Origin of the sequence: Geodermatophilus sp. DSM 45219, assembly GCF_900104025.1 — a bacterium.
GTDB lineage: Bacteria > Actinomycetota > Actinomycetes > Mycobacteriales > Geodermatophilaceae > Geodermatophilus.
On sequence record NZ_FNIQ01000005.1, the window covers coordinates 379,768 to 395,790 of the forward strand.

At 75.3% G+C, this 16,023-nt stretch carries 17 protein-coding genes; 3 read left to right on the forward strand and 14 right to left on the reverse strand.

What is annotated here, in order from left to right; genetic code table 11:
- Positions 1–17: 17 nt before the first annotated feature.
- Genes guaA through guaB form a run of 3 tightly spaced genes read right to left on the reverse strand, consistent with a single transcriptional unit; the run spans position 18 to position 4,263 of the window.
- Positions 18–1,580 carry a glutamine-hydrolyzing GMP synthase gene (guaA, locus tag BLR12_RS17450; protein WP_091381259.1) on the reverse strand — a complete coding sequence of 521 codons (1,563 nt, stop codon included), beginning with the start codon at positions 1,578–1,580 and terminating at the stop codon, positions 18–20.
- A complete protein-coding gene (locus BLR12_RS17455; protein WP_091380892.1) occupies positions 1,580–2,755 on the reverse strand; it encodes a GuaB3 family IMP dehydrogenase-related protein in 1,176 nt (391 codons plus the stop codon). The genes guaA and BLR12_RS17455 overlap by 1 nt, the downstream gene beginning before the upstream one ends.
- 2 nt (positions 2,756–2,757) lie before the next feature.
- Positions 2,758–4,263, reverse strand: a complete 1,506-nt coding sequence (gene guaB, locus BLR12_RS17460) for an IMP dehydrogenase (RefSeq protein ID WP_091380895.1) — start codon at positions 4,261–4,263, stop codon at positions 2,758–2,760.
- Positions 4,264–4,386: 123 nt separating this feature from the next.
- Here guaB and BLR12_RS17465 point away from each other — a divergent pair, with 123 nt between their 5' ends.
- A complete protein-coding gene (locus BLR12_RS17465; RefSeq protein WP_091380899.1) occupies positions 4,387–4,788 on the forward strand; it encodes a DUF5319 family protein in 402 nt (133 codons plus the stop codon).
- Positions 4,789–4,978: 190 nt separating this feature from the next.
- Here BLR12_RS17465 and BLR12_RS17470 read toward each other — a convergent pair whose 3' ends face one another.
- Positions 4,979–5,740, reverse strand: coding sequence for a response regulator transcription factor (locus BLR12_RS17470; RefSeq protein ID WP_091380902.1), 762 nt, complete (start codon positions 5,738–5,740; stop codon positions 4,979–4,981).
- 329 nt (positions 5,741–6,069) lie between these two features.
- On the opposite strand from BLR12_RS17470, the gene BLR12_RS17475 reads away from it, so the two are divergent.
- Positions 6,070–6,369 carry a WhiB family transcriptional regulator gene (locus BLR12_RS17475; protein WP_091380905.1) on the forward strand — a complete coding sequence of 100 codons (300 nt, stop codon included), beginning with the start codon at positions 6,070–6,072 and terminating at the stop codon, positions 6,367–6,369.
- A gap of 231 nt (positions 6,370–6,600) precedes the next feature.
- Here BLR12_RS17475 and groL read toward each other — a convergent pair whose 3' ends face one another.
- Together groL and groES are read right to left on the reverse strand one after the other, a co-directional pair.
- A complete protein-coding gene (gene groL / locus BLR12_RS17480) occupies positions 6,601–8,238 on the reverse strand; it encodes a chaperonin GroEL (protein WP_091380908.1) in 1,638 nt (545 codons plus the stop codon).
- A gap of 178 nt (positions 8,239–8,416) precedes the next feature.
- Positions 8,417–8,725, reverse strand: coding sequence for a co-chaperone GroES (groES, locus tag BLR12_RS17485; RefSeq protein WP_089303764.1), 309 nt, complete (start codon positions 8,723–8,725; stop codon positions 8,417–8,419).
- A gap of 184 nt (positions 8,726–8,909) precedes the next feature.
- Here groES and BLR12_RS17490 point away from each other — a divergent pair, with 184 nt between their 5' ends.
- Positions 8,910–10,121: a class I SAM-dependent methyltransferase gene (locus BLR12_RS17490; RefSeq protein WP_091380911.1), complete on the forward strand. Its 1,212-nt coding sequence runs from the start codon at positions 8,910–8,912 to the stop codon at positions 10,119–10,121.
- 27 nt (positions 10,122–10,148) lie between these two features.
- Here BLR12_RS17490 and tsaD read toward each other — a convergent pair whose 3' ends face one another.
- From tsaD to alr, 8 genes are read right to left on the reverse strand one after another with little or no spacing between them, the layout of a single operon-like run.
- Complete coding sequence (gene tsaD / locus BLR12_RS17495) at positions 10,149–11,183, reverse strand: tRNA (adenosine(37)-N6)-threonylcarbamoyltransferase complex transferase subunit TsaD (RefSeq protein WP_091380913.1); 1,035 nt, start codon at positions 11,181–11,183, stop codon at positions 10,149–10,151.
- A complete protein-coding gene (rimI, locus tag BLR12_RS17500; protein ID WP_091380916.1) occupies positions 11,176–11,628 on the reverse strand; it encodes a ribosomal protein S18-alanine N-acetyltransferase in 453 nt (150 codons plus the stop codon). Before rimI ends, tsaD begins: the two co-directional genes overlap by 8 nt.
- Entirely contained in the window at positions 11,625–12,263 is a 639-nt protein-coding gene (gene tsaB, locus BLR12_RS17505) for a tRNA (adenosine(37)-N6)-threonylcarbamoyltransferase complex dimerization subunit type 1 TsaB (RefSeq protein WP_091381261.1), read from the reverse strand. Before tsaB ends, rimI begins: the two co-directional genes overlap by 4 nt.
- A gap of 25 nt (positions 12,264–12,288) precedes the next feature.
- A complete protein-coding gene (locus BLR12_RS17510) occupies positions 12,289–12,603 on the reverse strand; it encodes an NUDIX domain-containing protein (protein ID WP_218120717.1) in 315 nt (104 codons plus the stop codon).
- Positions 12,573–13,028, reverse strand: coding sequence for a tRNA (adenosine(37)-N6)-threonylcarbamoyltransferase complex ATPase subunit type 1 TsaE (tsaE, locus tag BLR12_RS17515; RefSeq protein WP_091380919.1), 456 nt, complete (start codon positions 13,026–13,028; stop codon positions 12,573–12,575). The genes BLR12_RS17510 and tsaE overlap by 31 nt, the downstream gene beginning before the upstream one ends.
- Positions 13,025–13,648, reverse strand: a complete 624-nt coding sequence (locus BLR12_RS17520) for a uracil-DNA glycosylase (protein ID WP_091380922.1) — start codon at positions 13,646–13,648, stop codon at positions 13,025–13,027. The genes tsaE and BLR12_RS17520 overlap by 4 nt, the downstream gene beginning before the upstream one ends.
- The gene (locus BLR12_RS17525) at positions 13,645–14,859 is read right to left on the reverse strand and encodes an alpha/beta fold hydrolase (protein WP_255363589.1); all 1,215 of its coding nucleotides are present in this window, start codon (positions 14,857–14,859) and stop codon (positions 13,645–13,647) included. Before BLR12_RS17525 ends, BLR12_RS17520 begins: the two co-directional genes overlap by 4 nt.
- Positions 14,859–15,995 carry an alanine racemase gene (alr, locus tag BLR12_RS17530; protein WP_091380925.1) on the reverse strand — a complete coding sequence of 379 codons (1,137 nt, stop codon included), beginning with the start codon at positions 15,993–15,995 and terminating at the stop codon, positions 14,859–14,861. The genes BLR12_RS17525 and alr overlap by 1 nt, the downstream gene beginning before the upstream one ends.
- Positions 15,996–16,023: the final 28 nt, after the last annotated feature.

The window sequence follows — 16,023 nt, forward strand, 5'->3', positions numbered from 1 at the left end:
ACGGGGTCCTTCTACTTCTATTCCCATTCGATGGTGCCCGGCGGCTTGCTCGTCACGTCGAGCACCACCCGGTTGACCTCGGGCACCTCGTTGGTGATCCGGGTGGAGATGCGGGCCAGCACGTCGTAGGGCAGCCGCGTCCAGTCGGCGGTCATCGCGTCCTCGCTGGACACCGGCCGCAGCACCACCGGGTGGCCGTAGGTGCGCCCGTCGCCCTGCACACCCACCGAGCGGACGTCGGCCAGCAGCACCACCGGGCACTGCCAGATCTCGCGGTCCAGGCCGGCGGCGGTGAGCTCGGCACGGGCGATCGCGTCGGCCTGCCGCAGCACGTCGAGCCGCTCCTGGGTCACCTCGCCGACGATCCGGATGCCCAGCCCCGGGCCGGGGAACGGCTGGCGCCACACCAGCGACTCGGGCAGCCCGAGCTGCAGGCCGACCTCGCGCACCTCGTCCTTGAACAGCGTCCGCAGCGGCTCGACCAGGGTGAACGTGAGGTCCTCGGGGAGCCCGCCGACGTTGTGGTGGCTCTTGATGTTCGCCGTCCCCGTGCCGCCGCCGGACTCGACGACGTCCGGGTACAGCGTGCCCTGCACGAGGAAGTCGACGGTCTCGCCGTGCGCCTCGGCGTCCTTCACGATGTCGAGCGCGGCCTGCTCGAAGACCCGGATGAACTCCCGGCCGATGACCTTGCGCTTCTGCTCGGGGTCGCTGGTCCCGGCCAGTGCTGCGAGGAACTGCCCGCGCGCGTCGACCACCCGCAGGTCCGCACCGGTGACGGCGACGAAGTCCCGCTCGATCTGCTCGGTCTCGCCCTCGCGCATCAGACCGTGGTCGACGTAGACGCAGGTCAGCCGGTCACCGACGGCCCGCTGCACGAGTGCCGCGGCGACCGCGGAGTCGACCCCGCCGGACAGCGCGCACAGCGCCCGCCGGTCGCCGACCTGGGCGCGGATCCGCTCGACCTGCTCCTCGACGACGTTGGCCATCGTCCAGGTCGGCTCGAGGCCGGCGATGTCGAACAGGAAGTGCTCGAGCACGGTCTGCCCGTGCGCGGTGTGCCGCACCTCGGGGTGGAACTGGACGCCGGCGAGCTTGCGGTCGACGTCCTCGAACGCGGCGACCGGCGCACCGGTGGAGGTGGCGGTGACGGTGAACCCGGGCGGGGCGGCGCTGACGGCGTCCCCGTGGCTCATCCACACCGACTGCTCGACCGGCAGCGAGCCGAACAGCCGGCCCTGCGTGGTGACCGTCAGCGGGGTGCCGCCGTACTCGCGGTCGCCGGTGCGGGCCACCGTGCCGCCCAGCGAGGCGGCCATCGCCTGGAAGCCGTAGCAGATGCCGAACGCCGGGACGCCGGCCTCGAACAGCGTCGGGTCGATCCGCGGGGCGTCGTCCGCGTAGACGCTGGACGGCCCGCCGGAGAGGACGATCGCCGCCGGCTTGCGGGCGACGATCTCCTCGGCCGGGACGTCGGAGGGGACGATCTCGGAGTAGACCCCGGCCTCCCGGATCCGCCGCGCGATGAGCTGGGCGTACTGCGCGCCGAAGTCGACGACGAGGACGGTCGGGAACTCCATCACGACCCGCCGATGCCCTGCTGCCCGGAGCCACCCTCCCGGGGGGCCCCTCCCCCAATCACGAGGTCGACCCGCTGGAACTCCTTGAGGTCCCGGTAGCCGGTCTTGGCCATCGTCCGGCGCAGCGCGCCGAACAGGTTGGTCCGCCCGTCGGCGCTGCGGGCCTCCCCGAGCAGCACGTCGTGCAGGGAGCCCGCCGGGGCGACCGGGGCCGAGGTCCCGCCGCGGGGCAGCCGCGGGTGCGCCGCCACCGAGTCCCACCAGATCCCCCCGCCGGGCGCCTCGGCGGCCGCGCGGAGCGGCTCGCCGACCTGCACGGCGTCCGCCCCGCAGGCCAGGGCGCGGGCGATGGCGCCGCTGGTCTCGATCCGGCCGTTGGCGATGACGTGCACGTAGCGGCCGCCGGTCTCGTCGAGGTAGTCGCGGCGGGCCGCGGCGGCGTCGGCGATGGCACTGGCCAGCGGCACCCGGATGCCCATGACGGCGTCGGTGGTCGAGTAGGTGTCGGCGCCCACGCCCACGATCACACCGGCCGCACCGGTGCGCATGAGGTGCAGGGTGGTCTGGTAGTCAGCGGCCCCGCCGACGACGACGGGGACGTCGAGGTCGGCGATGAACTCCTTGAGGTTGAGCGCCTCGCCCGACGTGGTGACGTGCTCCGCGGACACGATGGTGCCCTGGATGACCAGCAGGTCGACGCCGGCGGCCAGCACCGTCGGGGCCAGCTGGAGGGTGTGCTGCGGCGAGACGCGCACCGCCGTGGTCACGCCGGCGTCGCGGACCTCCTTGACCCGTGCGGCGATCAGGTCCGGGTCGACCGGCCGGGCGTAGACCTCCTGCAGCAGCGACACCGGCGGCGGCCCGTCACCGGCGGCCTCACGCAGCCGCTGGTAGGCCGGCTCGGGGTCCTCGTAGCGGGTCCACAGCCCCTCGGCGTTGAGCACCCCGAGCCCGCCGGCCTGCCCGACGGCGATCGCGGTGGCCGGGCTGACCACCGCGTCCGACGGGCTGGTGACCAGCGGGATGTCGAACCGGAAGGCGTCGATCTGCCAGGCGGTCGAGACGTCGTCCATGTCCCGGGTGCGCCGGCTGGGGACGATGGAGACCTCGTCGAGGTCGTACCCCCGGCGGGCGAAGCGGTTGAGGCCGATCTCGACGGTGTCGCGCGTGGGCATGGTCAGCGTCCCCGGTAGTTCGGTGCCTCGACGGTCATCTGGATGTCGTGCGGGTGGCTCTCCACCAGACCCGCCGAGGTGATCCGGGTGAGCTGACCGCGCTCCTGCAGGTCGGCGATGGTCTGCGCCCCCGCGTAGCCCATCGAGGCGCGCAGCCCGCCGACGAGCTGGTGGGCGACGCCGGCCAGCGGACCCCGGTAGGGCACCTGGCCCTCGATGCCCTCGGGGACCAGCTTGTCGTCGGAGAGGACGTCGTCGGCGAAGTAGCGGTCGCGGCTGAAGGACTGGTTGCCGCGCTTCTGCATCGCGCCCAGCGAGCCCATGCCCCGGTAGGTCTTGTACTGCTTGCCGTTGACGAAGACCAGCTCGCCCGGCGCCTCCTCGACGCCGGCGAACAGCCCACCGATCATCACGGTGTCGGCGCCGGCGACCAGGGCCTTGGCGATGTCGCCGGAGTACTGCAGCCCGCCGTCGGCGATCACCGGGACGCCGGCCGGCCGGGCCGCCAGCGCCGCCTCGTAGATCGCGGTGACCTGCGGGACGCCGACGCCGGCGACCACGCGGGTGGTGCAGATCGAGCCCGGGCCGACGCCGACCTTGACTGCGTCCACCCCGGCGTCGATCAGCGCCTGGGCGCCGGCGCGGGTGGCGACGTTGCCGCCGACGACCTGCACGCCGAAGTCGGCCTTGACCCGGGCCACCATCTCCAGCACCGCCCGCTGGTGGCCGTGCGCGGTGTCGACGACGAGCACGTCCACGCCCGCGTCGACGAGCAGCCCGGCCCGCTTGTAGGCGTCGTCCCCCACCCCGAGGGCCGCGCCCACGACGAGGCGGCCGTCGTCGTCCTTGGTGGCGTCGGGGTACTGGTCGCGCTTGACGAAGTCCTTGACGGTGATCAGGCCGCGCAGCCGGCCGGCGCCGTCGACGAGCGGCAGCTTCTCGATCTTGTTCTTGCGCAGCAGCGCGAGCGCGGTGTCGGCGTCGACGCCCACCGGCGCGGTGACCAGCGGCATCGGCGTCATCACGTCGCGGACCAGCACCGACTGGTCGCTCTCGAAGCGCATGTCGCGGTTGGTCACGATGCCGACCAGCACGCCGTCCGCGTCGACCACCGGGGCGCCGGAGATGCGGTAGCGCGCCGACAGCGCGTCGACCTCGGCGAGGGAGTTGTCCGGCGAGCAGGTGACCGGGTTGGTCACCATGCCGGCCTCGGAGCGCTTCACCAGGTCGACCTGGCCGGCCTGCTCCTCGGCGGCGAGGTTGCGGTGCAGCACGCCCATCCCGCCGACCCGGGCCATGGCGATGGCCATCCGGGCCTCGGTGACGGTGTCCATCGCACTGGACAGCAGCGGCACCGCCAAGCGGATGCCGCGGGTCACCCGGCTGCCGGTGTCCACCTCGGCGGGGACCACGTCCGACGCGCCGGGGATGAGCAGGACGTCGTCGTAGGTCAGGCCGAGCGGGGCGAACTTCGCCGGCAGCTCGGGCACGAACTCATCGGGCTGCATCGGTTGCCGCCACCCCTCCGGATCGGCCGGCACCCTCCTGGGCGCGCGGGGAGCCGCATCTGATCGTAGGCGGCGCCCCTCGGGGCTCTGTGTGATGTCCGTCCGGCCGATACCGTGGCACCCGTGAGTTCTTGGGACGACGCCTCCGGCCCCGACTTCGGGTCCGCCGACCAGCCGGGTCCGCCGCCGCTGACCATGGAGGAACGGGCCGGCGTCCTGGACGACCTCGCCGAGCTGGAGGTGTTCCGGACGCTGCTGGAGCCCACCGGCATCAAGGGCATCGTGGTCGACTGCCCGGACTGCGACGAGGAGCACCACGTCGACTGGGCGCTGATGCAGGCCAACCTCCGCCAGCTGCTCGAGGAGGGGCAGACCGGCCGGCACGAGCCGCCGTTCGACCCCGACCCCGACGACTACGTCAGCTGGGACTACGCCAGCGGCTACGCCGACGGGATCGCCGCGGTGGCCGAGCGCGAGGAGCCCGGCGGCGACGGCCGCGGCGGCAAGCACGCGAGAGACGACTGAGCGAGGACATCCCCTTCCAGGGGCCCACTCCTCGAGCCGACTGCGGGGAAGTCGGGCCTGGACCGCGTTCGGTGAGCCCGAGTTCCCCGCACTCGGGCGGGGCTGACGTCCCCGAACACGCGCTGAGCGCCCTCTCCCACACCGGGAGGGGGCGCTCAGCGCGCGTCGGGTCGCGGTCAGGACCGCGGAGTCACTGCATCATGCCCCGGCGGAAGCCGGTGGCCACCGCCTCGGCGCGGTCCTTGGCACCCAGCTTGCGGAACAGCCGGCGGGCGTGGGTCTTGATGGTGTCCTCGGACAGGTAGAGCTCGCGGCCGATCTGGGCGTTGCTCTTGCCCTGGCTCATGCCGGTGAGCACCTGCATCTCGCGCATCGAGAGGCTGACCGGCGCGGGCTCGCGGACGGTCGAGCGCACCGTGGTCGGCGCGGCGCCGGCCAGCGGGGTGGCACCGCTCCAGGACGGCGTCCCGCCGCCGTGCGCGGTGTGCGCGCCGACCGAGGCCAGCGGGACCGGCTGCGCCGGGACGGCGGGCGCGGGGCCGCGGCCGTCGACCCGCAGGCCGACCCGCGACAGGCCCAGGCCCATTTCCAGCGCGGTGGCGTCCCAGCGGAGGTAGCCACGGGCGCCGGCCGCGACCGCCGCCCGGACGGTCTCGCCGTCGTCGGGGGCGCCGAGGACCAGCACCGGCAGGCGGGGGTGGGCGCGCAGCGCCTGGGTGGCGACGGTGAGCCCGGAGTCCATGGCGCGCTGGGTACCGATCAGCAGGACGTCGGGCTGCCGGGTGGCCAGCCGGGCCATGAGGGCGGCGGCGTCGCCGACGACCTCCACCCGGCTGACGAACGGCAACGCCACCAGCCGGCCCGCGATGTCGTCACGGACCCGCCGGCGCTCGTCGTAGACCCACACGCACGTCGTGCCGTGGCCGGGTCCGCGCATCCTGTCGTCGATCACGCCTGCTCCTCGCTCGCCGGTCGCACGTCTCGACCGGGTCCACCGCCCGGGTCCCCCGGCCGGGTGTCGCTCGGACGCGTCCCGCCCGGGGACTCCGTCGTCGCGCCGGCCGCGCCGGTCGCCTCGGGTGTCCCGGGGCGGTGTTCGGCAGGGCCTGCAGCCACCTTGATCGACTACACGGGCGGGCGACAGCCGCTCTCACCCAGCGGGGGGAGGCCGGAGCCGACAAAATGCAGGGTCACCGTGTGTTTGACCCGCGGAGGCCTCGGGCACCCGGCCCCATGCGACCGGACCGCCCCCTCCGGCTCGCACCGAGCCGAGGAGGACGAATGGCCGACATCCGCCGCCTGCCCACGCCCGTTGCCGAGGTCTGGGACTGGCAGCTGCACGGCGCCTGCCGCGGGGAGAGCACGGCTCTCTTCTTCCACCCGGACGGCGAGCGCGGCCCGGCCCGAGCCCGTCGCCAGGCAGCCGCGAAGGCGGTCTGCGGCCGCTGCCCGGTCGTCGAGTCCTGCCTGAAGCACGCACTGTCGGTCCGCGAGCCCTACGGCGTCTGGGGCGGCATGAGCGAGGAGGAGCGGGCCCGGCTGATCGCCGCGGAGCCCGCCGCCGTCGCCGCGGGGGTCTGAAGGAGGACCCCGCGTCCCCCATCCCCCGGAGGCTCGGGACGGGGCCCTGACGCGGGGCCGTTCCAGAGAGTCACCGAGAGGGCCGGTCCAGCAGCTGCTGGACCGGCCCTCTCGGCGTCTGCGGGACGGTTGCGGACAGCATCCGGGCTCACGATCGCGGCTCCTGGCTCACGGTCGGTGGTGAGCCAGGAGCCGCGGTGATCAGCTCAGCTGATCATCGAGCGGGTCAGCTCAGTGGCTGTGCCCGTGGCCGTGCGAGTGACCGTGGGTGTGGTGGCCGGCCCCGGCCGGCTCCTCCTCCGGCGCCTCGACGACGGCGGAGTCGGTGGTCAGCACCATCGCGGCGATCGAGACGGCGTTGCCCAGCGCGGCCTTGGTGACCTTGACCGGGTCGATGACGCCCTGGGCGGCCAGGTCGCCGTACTCGCCGGTCGCGGCGTTGAAGCCCTGACCGACCCCGGCCTCGCGGACCTTCGCCACCACGACGCGACCCTCGAAGCCGGCGTTCTCGGCGATGCGCACCAGCGGGGCGTCCAGCGCCCGGCGGACCACGCGGGCGCCGGTGAGCTCGTCACCGGACAGGTCCAGGGCGTCCACGGCCGCGGCCGCGTGCACCAGCGCCGAGCCACCACCGGGGACGACGCCCTCCTCCACCGCGGCGCGGGTGGCGGCGATGGCGTCCTCGATCCGGTGCTTCTTCTCCTTCATCTCGACCTCGGTGGCCGCACCGACGCGGATGACGCCGATGCCGCCGGCCAGCTTGGCCAGCCGCTCCTGCAGCTTCTCGCGGTCCCAGTCGGAGTCGGTCGCCTCGATCTCGCGGCGGATCTGCGCGACGCGGTCGCCGATGGCCTCACCGGTGCCGCCGCCGTCGACGATCGTCGTCTCGTCCTTGGTGACCGTGACCCGGCGCGCGGTGCCGAGCACCTCGAGGCCGACCTGGTCGAGCTTGAGGCCGACGTCCTCGCTGACCACCTGGCCGCCGGTGACGACGGCGAGGTCGGTCATGAACGCCTTGCGGCGGTCGCCGAAGTACGGCGACTTGACCGCGACGACCTTGATCGTCTTGCGGATCGAGTTGACGACGAGGGTGGACAGCGCCTCGCCCTCGACGTCCTCGGCGACGATGAGCAGCGGGCGGCCGCCGGTGGACAGCACCTTCTCCAGCAGCGGGAGCAGGTCGGCCAGCGCGCCGATCTTGCCGCTGACCAGCAGCACCAGGGCGTCCTCGAGGACGGCCTCCATCGCCTCCTGGTCGGTGACGAAGTAGGGCGAGAGGTACCCCTTGTCGAACTGCACGCCCTCGGTGACGTCCAGCTCGGTGGAGAGGGCGTTGCTCTCCTCGACGGTGATGACGCCGTCCTTGCCGACCTTCTCCATGGCCTGACCGATCAGGTCGCCGACCTCGGCGTCCTGCGCGGAGACGGTGGCGACGCCGGCGATGGCCTGCTGGTCGGACACCGGGATGGCGACCTCGTCGAGCGCCTTGGACACCGCGTCGGCGGCGGCACGCATGCCCACGCCCAGCGCCGTCGGGCTGGCGCCCGCGGCGACGTTGCGCATGCCCTCGTGCACGAGGGACTGGGCGAGCACGGTCGCGGTGGTGGTGCCGTCGCCGGCGACGTCGTTGGTCTTGGTGGCGACGTTCTTGGCCAGCTGGGCGCCGAGGTTCTCGTACGGGTCCTCGAGCTCGACCTCGCGGGCGATGGTCACGCCGTCGTTCGTGATGGTCGGGACGCCGAACTTCTTGTCGAGGACGACGTTGCGCCCGCGCGGGCCGAGGGTCACCTTGACCGCGTCGGCGAGCTTGTCCACACCACGCTCGAGCGAGCGGCGGGCGTCCTCGTTGAACTTGATGATCTTGGCCATGGGGCCCTTCCGATCAGGAGTGGATGCGGGCTCGGACGACGACCGCCCCGGGACCCGGTCAGTTCGGGTCGCCGGGGCGGACGTGACGTGCTGGAGCGCCCCCGTCGCAGGCACTGGAACGGCCCCGGTCCAGGGGCCCGCCCCGAGCCTGCGAGGGGTGGGGAGGAGCGGGGTCCTCCTACTTCTCCACGACGGCGAGCAGGTCGCGGGCGGAGAGCACGAGGTACTCCTCGCCGGCGTACTTGACCTCGGTGCCGCCGTACTTGGAGTAGATGACCACGTCGCCGACGGAGACGTCGAGCGGGACGCGGTTGCCGTTGTCGTCGACGCGACCGGGGCCCACGGCCACGACCGTGCCCTCCTGCGGCTTCTCCTTGGCGGTGTCCGGGATGACCAGGCCGGAGGCGGTGGTGGTCTCGGCCTCGTTGGCCTGGACCACGACGCGGTCCTCCAGCGGCTTGATGTTGACCTTGGTAGCGGTCGTCACGTGGTGACGCCCCCTTCGGTGTCGGACGGCTGGTGGGCTTGCATGCTGTGGCACGGGGGCCGGGGCCTGCCGTCGCGGGGGTCAGGCACCTGCCCGTGTCGATTGGCACTCTACCTACGAGAGTGCCAGCCGCTCAACCGGGTCCCCGGAGCAGGCGGCAGACCCGTGCGGGACGCTCTCCTGCGTGTCCGACGACGTGCTCGCCCAGCTCCGCTGGCTGCGCACCCCCGAGGGGACGGCGGGCGTGGCCCGTGCGGCCGCCTTGCTCGCCGAGGGCGCCGACCTGCTGACCGGGCTGGCCCGGCTGCGGGCGGAGGTCGGGGCGGAGCACGCCGGGCCGGCCTGGGAGCTGGCGCGGCTGCGCGCGCGGGCGCGGCCGCTGTTCGGCGCCGACGCCGACGTCCTGTTCCTCACCGCCGACACCCTCGAGCAGGCCGGCCGTCCCGCGCTGGCCACCCGGCGGGCGCGGCGGCTGCTGGGGGACGACGCCGACTCGGCCGCCGACCTCGGCTGCGCGTCCGGCACCGACACCGTCGCCCTGGCGCGGGCCGGGGCGACCGTGCTCGCCGTCGACACCGACCCGGTGGCCCGCGAGCTGACCGCTGCCAACGCGGAGGCGCTCGGGGTGGCTGACCGGGTGTGGGTGGTCGCCGGGGACGCCGTCGAGCTGGTCGACGCCGCCCGTGGTGGCGAGGTGGCCGGCTGCGGCGCCGCCGTCCTGGACCCGGCCCGGCGGGCCGGCGGGCGACGGCAACTGGACCCCGACCGCTGGTCACCGCCCTGGTCGACGGTGGTGACACTGCTGGAGCGCATGCCCCGCGCGGTGGTGAAGGTGGCCCCGGGTCTGGACCACGAGCGGGTGCCGGCCGGGGTCGAGGCGGAGTGGGTGTCGGCGGGCGGCTCGATCGTCGAGGCGCTGCTGTGGGGGCGCGGGGTCTCGTCGGTGTGGCGGCGGGCGTCCCTGGTGCGGGACGGCGCGGTGCTGGAGCTGACCGCCGACGCCGACCCCGGGCCCGCGCCGACCGGTCCGGTGCGCGGCCGGCTGCACGAGCCGGACCCGGCGGTGATCCGCTCGGGGCTGGTGTCGCTGGTCGCGGCCGACCTCGGCGCCACGCTGGTCGACCCGACGATCGCCTACCTGACCTCCGACGTGGAGGCCGGCTCCCCCTGGGTGTCCTCCTACCGGGTCGACGAGGTGCTGCCGTTCAACCTGAAGAAGCTCAAGGCGCTGCTGCGCGCCCGCGACGTCGGCCGGGTCGTGGTCAAGAAGCGCGGCTCCGCGATCGAGCCGGAGGCACTCGCCCGCCAGCTGCGCGGCCCGGGCGCGGGGACGGCGACCGTCGTCGTCACCCGCGTCGCCGGCACGCCCACAGCGCTCGTCTGCGACCTCCGCTGACCACCATTATCGCGATAAAGGCGGTCCTCAGCGGGTGACGACCTCGATCGGCAGGGAGCTGTCGGCGCCGACGTCCGGTGCCGACGGTGCCACCCCCGCCTCGACCAGCCGCGAGCCGAGCGCGGCGACCATCGCGCCGTTGTCGGTGCACAGCCGCGGACTGGGCACCCGCAGCACGATGCCCGCCGCGGCGCACCGCTCCTCGGCCAGCGCGCGCAGCCGCGAGTTGGCCGCGACCCCGCCGCCGAGCACCAGGTGGTCGACGCCCTGGTCGCGGCAGGCGCGGACCGCCTTGGCGGTCAGCACGTCGGCGACCGCCTCCTGGAAGGACGCCGCGACGTCGGCCACGGGCACCGGCTCCCCCGCCCGCTGCCGGGCCTCGACCCACCGGGCGACGGCGGTCTTCAGGCCGGAGAAGGAGAAGTCGTAGGGGGCGTCGCGGGGGCCGGTGAGCCCGCGCGGGAACGCGATCGCGGCCGGGTCGCCCTCGCGCGCCGCCCTGTCGATCGGCGGGCCGCCGGGGAACGGCATGCCCAGCACCCGGGCGACCTTGTCGAAGGCCTCCCCCGCCGCGTCGTCGATCGTGCGGCCCAGCGACTGCACCTCGCGGGCGAGGTCGGGCACCAGCAGCAGCGAGCTGTGCCCGCCGGAGACCAGCAGCGCCAGCGACGGCTCGGCGAGCTTCCCGTGCTGCAGCTCGTCGACGGCGACGTGCGCGGCCAGGTGGTTGACCCCGTACAGCGGCTTGTCCAGGGCCAGCGCGTAGGCCTTGGCCGCGGCCAGCCCGACCAGCAGCGCGCCGGTGAGCCCCGGGCCGGCGGTCACCGCCACCGCGTCGACGTCGGACGCCTGCACCCCGGCCTCGGCCAGCGCCCGGTGCACCGCCGGCACCATCGCCTCCAGGTGCGCCCGCGAGGCGATCTCGGGCACCACCCCGCCGAAGCGCTCGTGCTCGGCCACCGAGGTGGCCAGCGCGTCGGAGAGCAGCGTCCGCCCGCGCACGAGGCCGACCCCGGTCTCGTCGCACGAGGTCTCGAATCCCAGGACCAGCGGCTCAGCCACGCGGCACCTCCCGTTTCATCACGACGGCGTCCGTGCCGCTCGGCTGGTAGTAGCGCGGTCGCCGTCCGATCTCGGTGAACCCGCGCCGCCGGTACAGCTCCTGCGCCACCCCGTTGTCCGCGCGGACCTCCAGCAGGACGACGGGGCTGCGCCGGTCGGCCTCGGCGAGCAGCGCGTCGAGCAGCAGCGCGCCGATCCCCTCGCCCTGGCGGTCCTCGGCGACCCCGATGGTGGCCACGTGCGCCTCGTCGTCGTAGGCGATGAGCCCGGCGTACCCGACGACCCGGTCGCCGTCCTCGGCCACCAGGTAGAGCCGGGTGTCGGGGCGGGCGAGCTCGTCGCGGTACATCGCCCGGGTCCAGGTGTCCGGGGCGAACAGCTGGTCCTCGAGCTCGAGGACGGCGTCCAGGTCGGCCGGCCGCATGGGCCGCAGCCGCGCCGTCACGTCGTGGTCACCGGCTTGAACGACGTCGGCGGGACGGCGTCCGGGCGGCGCAGGTACAGCGGCACCAGCGGCGCGGCGGACGACGGGTCGGCCAGCTGCGCCGCCGCGGCACGCACCAGCCCCGCCGTCGTCACCTCGGCCGGGGTGACCTCCACGCCCAGCCGCCCGGCGAACCGGACGTCACCCACCACCGGGCCGACGACCGTCAGCTCCTCCGGCCGCGCCACGCCGGGGCCGTCGACCCGCGAGCCGTCGGCGGCGTAGGCGGCCCAGTAGACCTCCTTGCGCCGGGCGTCGGTGACCACGGTGCGGGCGCCGGAGCCCACGGCGTCCAGCGAGCAGACACCCACCACGGGCAGCCCGCGGGCGTCGGCGATGGCGGCGGCGGTGACCACGCCGACGCGCAGCCCGGTGAACGGCCCGGGACCCAGGCCGGTCACGACGGCGTCGACCTCGGCCAGCGGCAGCCCGGCGTCGCCCAGCACGTCGGTGACGGCGACGGTCAGCAGCTCGGCGTGCCGGTTGCCCGAGGGCACCGCGCGCTCGGCGAGCACCTCGGTCGCGCCGTCCGGCGACCACCGGGCGAGGCCGGTAACCAGCGTCGGCGTGGCGGTGTCGAGGGCGAGGACGAGCACGACCACCCAGCCTAGTCAGCGCACCTCAGCCGGCACCCGCCACCGCCTGCCGGACCACGTCGACGCAGGCGGGGTGGGCCAGCCGCAGCTCGCCGTCCTCGATGCGGTCCGGCCGCGTCGTCTCCCGCGGGACCACGCCGACCTCCTCGCGCAGCTCCCGGGCCAGCGCCGTCCGCTCGTCCTCGCCGGGCTCGACGTGGCCGCCGGGGAGGTCCCACACGTCGGGGTGCCAGCGGCGCCCCGGCGACCGGTGGCCCAGCAGCACCTCGGTGCCGCGGACGAGCAGGCCCGCGACGACGTGGTGGACGGTCAGCGGGTCCAGTCCAGCCGCCGTGCCCACCCGGGGCCGTGCGGCACCAGCAGCGCGGTCCGGACGTCGTCGTCCCGGCGGTCCAGCCGCACCTCGAGGTGCTCGTCGGCGAGCTGCTCCACCAGCCCCTGACCCCACTCGACGACGGTGACCGACTCGTCGGTGGACGCGTCGAGGTCCAGGTCGTCGACGTCGGCGACGCCGCCCAGCCGGTAGGCGTCGACGTGCACCAGCGGCACCCGGCCGCCGCGGTGCACGCGGGCGATGACGAACGTCGGTGACGTCACCGGTTCCCGCACGCCCAGCGCCTCGCCCAGGCCCTGGGTGAGCGCGGTCTTGCCCGCGCCCAGCGGGCCGACCAGCACCACGAGGTCACCGGGGCGCACCACCCCGGCCAGCTCCGCGCCGAGCGCCCGGGTGTCCTCCGGGGTCGGCAGGACGTGCTCGCGCCTCACGCCAGGGTCCCCGCGACCGCGGTCAGGTCGGCCAGCAGCCCGGCCCGCGGCGCCCCGTCCGGGCCGAAGCGGATCGCCGCCGACGGGTGGTAGGTCGCCCAGACGGCGCGGCCGTCGACGTCGTGCGCGCGGCCGCGGGCCTGGGCCAGCACGGTGCGCGGGCCGAGGAACCACTTGGCCGACGAGAGCCCCAGGGCCACGACGACCGGCGGGTCCAGCAGCTCCAGCTGCCGCCGCAGCCAGCCGCTGCAGCGGGCCACCTCGGGCGCCTTCGGCGTCCGGTTGCCGGGGGGACGGCACTTCACGACGTTGAGCACGGCGGCCTCGGCGCGGTCCAGCCCGGCCTCGGCCAGCAGCTGGTCGAGCAGCTGACCCGACCTCCCCACGAAGGGCCGGCCGGTCTCGTCCTCGTTCGCCCCGGGCGCCTCGCCGACCAGGGCGAACCTCGGGCGCCCGGCGGCCGGGACGTCGCCCACCACCACGTGCCGCCGGGTGGCGGCCAGCTCGGGGCAGGCCACGCAGGGGCGGGCCGCGGCGGCCAGCGCCTCCCAGTCGGCGGCCTCGGCCGCGACCCGGGCGACCTCCCCGGCGGCGGCGTCGGAGCGCGGCGACCGGGTCACCGGCCCGCTCCGGTCGGCAGGTCGGCGACCACCCGGCGCAGCAGCGCCGACAGCGCCGCGGTCACCTCGTCGGGCTTCTCCAGGACCACCATGTGGCCCGCCTCGTGCACCACGACGAACTCCACACCGGGCGCATCCGGCCCGCCGAGCAGCTCCACCAGCATGTCGCTGTGGCGGGACGGGATCAGCGTGTCGCGGTCGCCGGTCAGCACCAGCACCGGGACGGCGCGCAGCGGCTCCAGCGAGGCGGTCTCGTCCAGGCCGGCCAGCGCGGGGTAGAACTCCGCGATCACCTCGACCGGCGTCCCGGCGATCATCGAGTCGACGTAGCGCCCGAGCGCGGGGTCGACGTCCCGCGACGCGAACGACAGCGACCAGGTGACGGTCGAAATGAGGTCGGCGGCCAGCCGGCGGGTGCGCTCGGCGAGGCCGGGACGGCGGCGCATCGTGAACGCCGCGATCGGCAGGACCGCCGCCCGCACGCGGGTCAGCAGCTCGGGCATGCCGAAGTCGAGGTCGGAGAGGTTGCCGCTGGAGGTGCTCATCAGCGCCGCGCCGACGACCCGCGTGCCGAACAGCCCCGGGCGCAGCGCGGCCAGGGCCATCACCGTCATGCCGCCCATCGAGTGGCCGACCAGCACCACGGGCCCGTGCGGCACCCGCGCGCGCAGCACGGCGTCGAGGTCGCGGCCCAGCTGCCGCATCGTCGAGTGCGCGGCCGGCCCGCGGGTGGAGGCGCCGTGGCCGCGCTGGTCGTAGAAGACCAGCCGGGCCGTCGGGCGGGAGCCGTTCGCGGTGGCCAGCGCGGCGCCCAGGGCCCGGCGCTGGAAGGTCCAGGACGCCATCGACAGCGAGTAGCCGTGGACGAAGACGACGGTCAGCGGGGCGTCGGCCGGCCCGACCTCCTCCACGTACAGCAGCGCCCCGTCGTCGGCCGCCACGTGCGCGGTCCGGTCGGCGCGCCGGGACCGCGGGCCGAGCGGGTCGTCCTCGCGCAGCTCGGCGTCCGACGCACCGCTGGGCAGCCCGGCGGCCGAGCCCAGCCGCTCGGCACCCACCCGGCGGGCGGCGGCCCGACTGACGGCGACGCCGACGGCGGCGCCGGCCGCGGCCAGGCCGAGCACCGCGCCCACGATCCCGGCGCGGGAGTGCGCGTGGCCCCCGCTCCGGGCGGGCAGGGTGTGCTTCCTCGTGTGCCTGCGGAGCGCCATCAGACCGCGCCCGCCGAGCCGACGTAGCGGCGGCTGAAGCGGCCGCCGATCCGGGTGACCAGCTCGTAGTGGATGGTGTCCACCGCGTCGGCCCAGTCCTGCGCCGTGGGCTCGCCGCGGTCACCCGGGCCCCACAGGACGACCTCGTCGCCGGGGCGGACCTGCGCGTCGCCGACGTCCAGCACGAACTGGTCCATGCAGACCCGCCCGGCGATGGTCCGGTGCGCGCCGGCGGCCAGGACCGGTGCCCGGTTGCCCGCCGCGCGGGGCACGCCGTCGGCGTAGCCGACCGGCACCAGCAGCAGCGTCGTCTCCCGCTCGGGGAAGTACGTGTGGCCGTAGGAGACGCCGACGCCGGCCGGCACCCGCTTGGTCAGCGCCGCGCTGGCCCGCACCGTCATCGCCGGCCGCAGCCCGTGGACGGCGGGGTCGCCGCCGAGGGGGTCCAGCCCGTAGACGGCGATGCCGGGGCGGACCATGTCGTACCAGGTGTCCGGGAGGGCGACCGTCGCCGCGGAGTTGGCCAGGTGCAGCCGCGCACCGGTCAGCCCGGCCCGCCGCGCGAGGGCCACCGCCTCCTCGAACACCCGGACCTGGGCGCCGATGGTCGGGTGGGTCGGCGCGTCGGCGTAGGCCATGTGGCTCCACAGGCCCACGACGTCCACCTCCCCGTCGGCCTGCGCCCGTGCCGCGGCGGCCACCAGGCCGGGCCAGTCGGCCTCGGTGGCGCCCTCCCGGGACAGGCCGGTGTCGACGAACAGGTGCACGCGGGCGATGCGGCCGGCCGCGCGGGCGGCGGCGACCAGCTCGGCCAGCGCCCACTCGGCGTTGACCGACACCTCGACGTCGGCGGCCAGCGCCGCGGCGTAGTCGGTGCCCGGGGCGTGCAGCCAGGCGAGCAGCGGGGCGTCGACGCCGGCGGCGCGCAGGGCCAGGGCCTCCTCCAGCACCGCGACGCCCAGCGCGTCGGCGCCCCCGGCCAGCGCCGCGCGAGCGGCGGGGACCATGCCGTGGCCGTAGCCGTCGGCCTTCACCACCGCCATGAGCGGCCGGCCGACCCGCTCGCGGAGCGCCGCGGTGTTGGCGGCGATGGCGTCGAGGTCGACCACCACCTCCGCACGGGCTGCGTTCGTCACGTCCCCTCCTCGCTGGCGCTCGTCGGCG

What these genes read in the sequence shown, in the direction of transcription:
- BLR12_RS17455 (WP_091380892.1), bottom strand. Translation starts at nt 2,755, where the DNA reads ATGCCCACGCGCGACACCGTCGAGATCGGCCTCAACCGCTTCGCCCGC.
- BLR12_RS17475 (WP_091380905.1), top strand. Translation starts at nt 6,070, where the DNA reads ATGGCCGACATCCGCCGCCTGCCCACGCCCGTTGCCGAGGTCTGGGAC.
- guaA (WP_091381259.1), bottom strand. Translation starts at nt 1,580, where the DNA reads ATGGAGTTCCCGACCGTCCTCGTCGTCGACTTCGGCGCGCAGTACGCC.
- guaB (WP_091380895.1), bottom strand. Translation starts at nt 4,263, where the DNA reads ATGCAGCCCGATGAGTTCGTGCCCGAGCTGCCGGCGAAGTTCGCCCCG.
- BLR12_RS17525 (WP_255363589.1), bottom strand. Translation starts at nt 14,859, where the DNA reads ATGGCGCTCCGCAGGCACACGAGGAAGCACACCCTGCCCGCCCGGAGC.
- groL (WP_091380908.1), bottom strand. Translation starts at nt 8,238, where the DNA reads ATGGCCAAGATCATCAAGTTCAACGAGGACGCCCGCCGCTCGCTCGAG.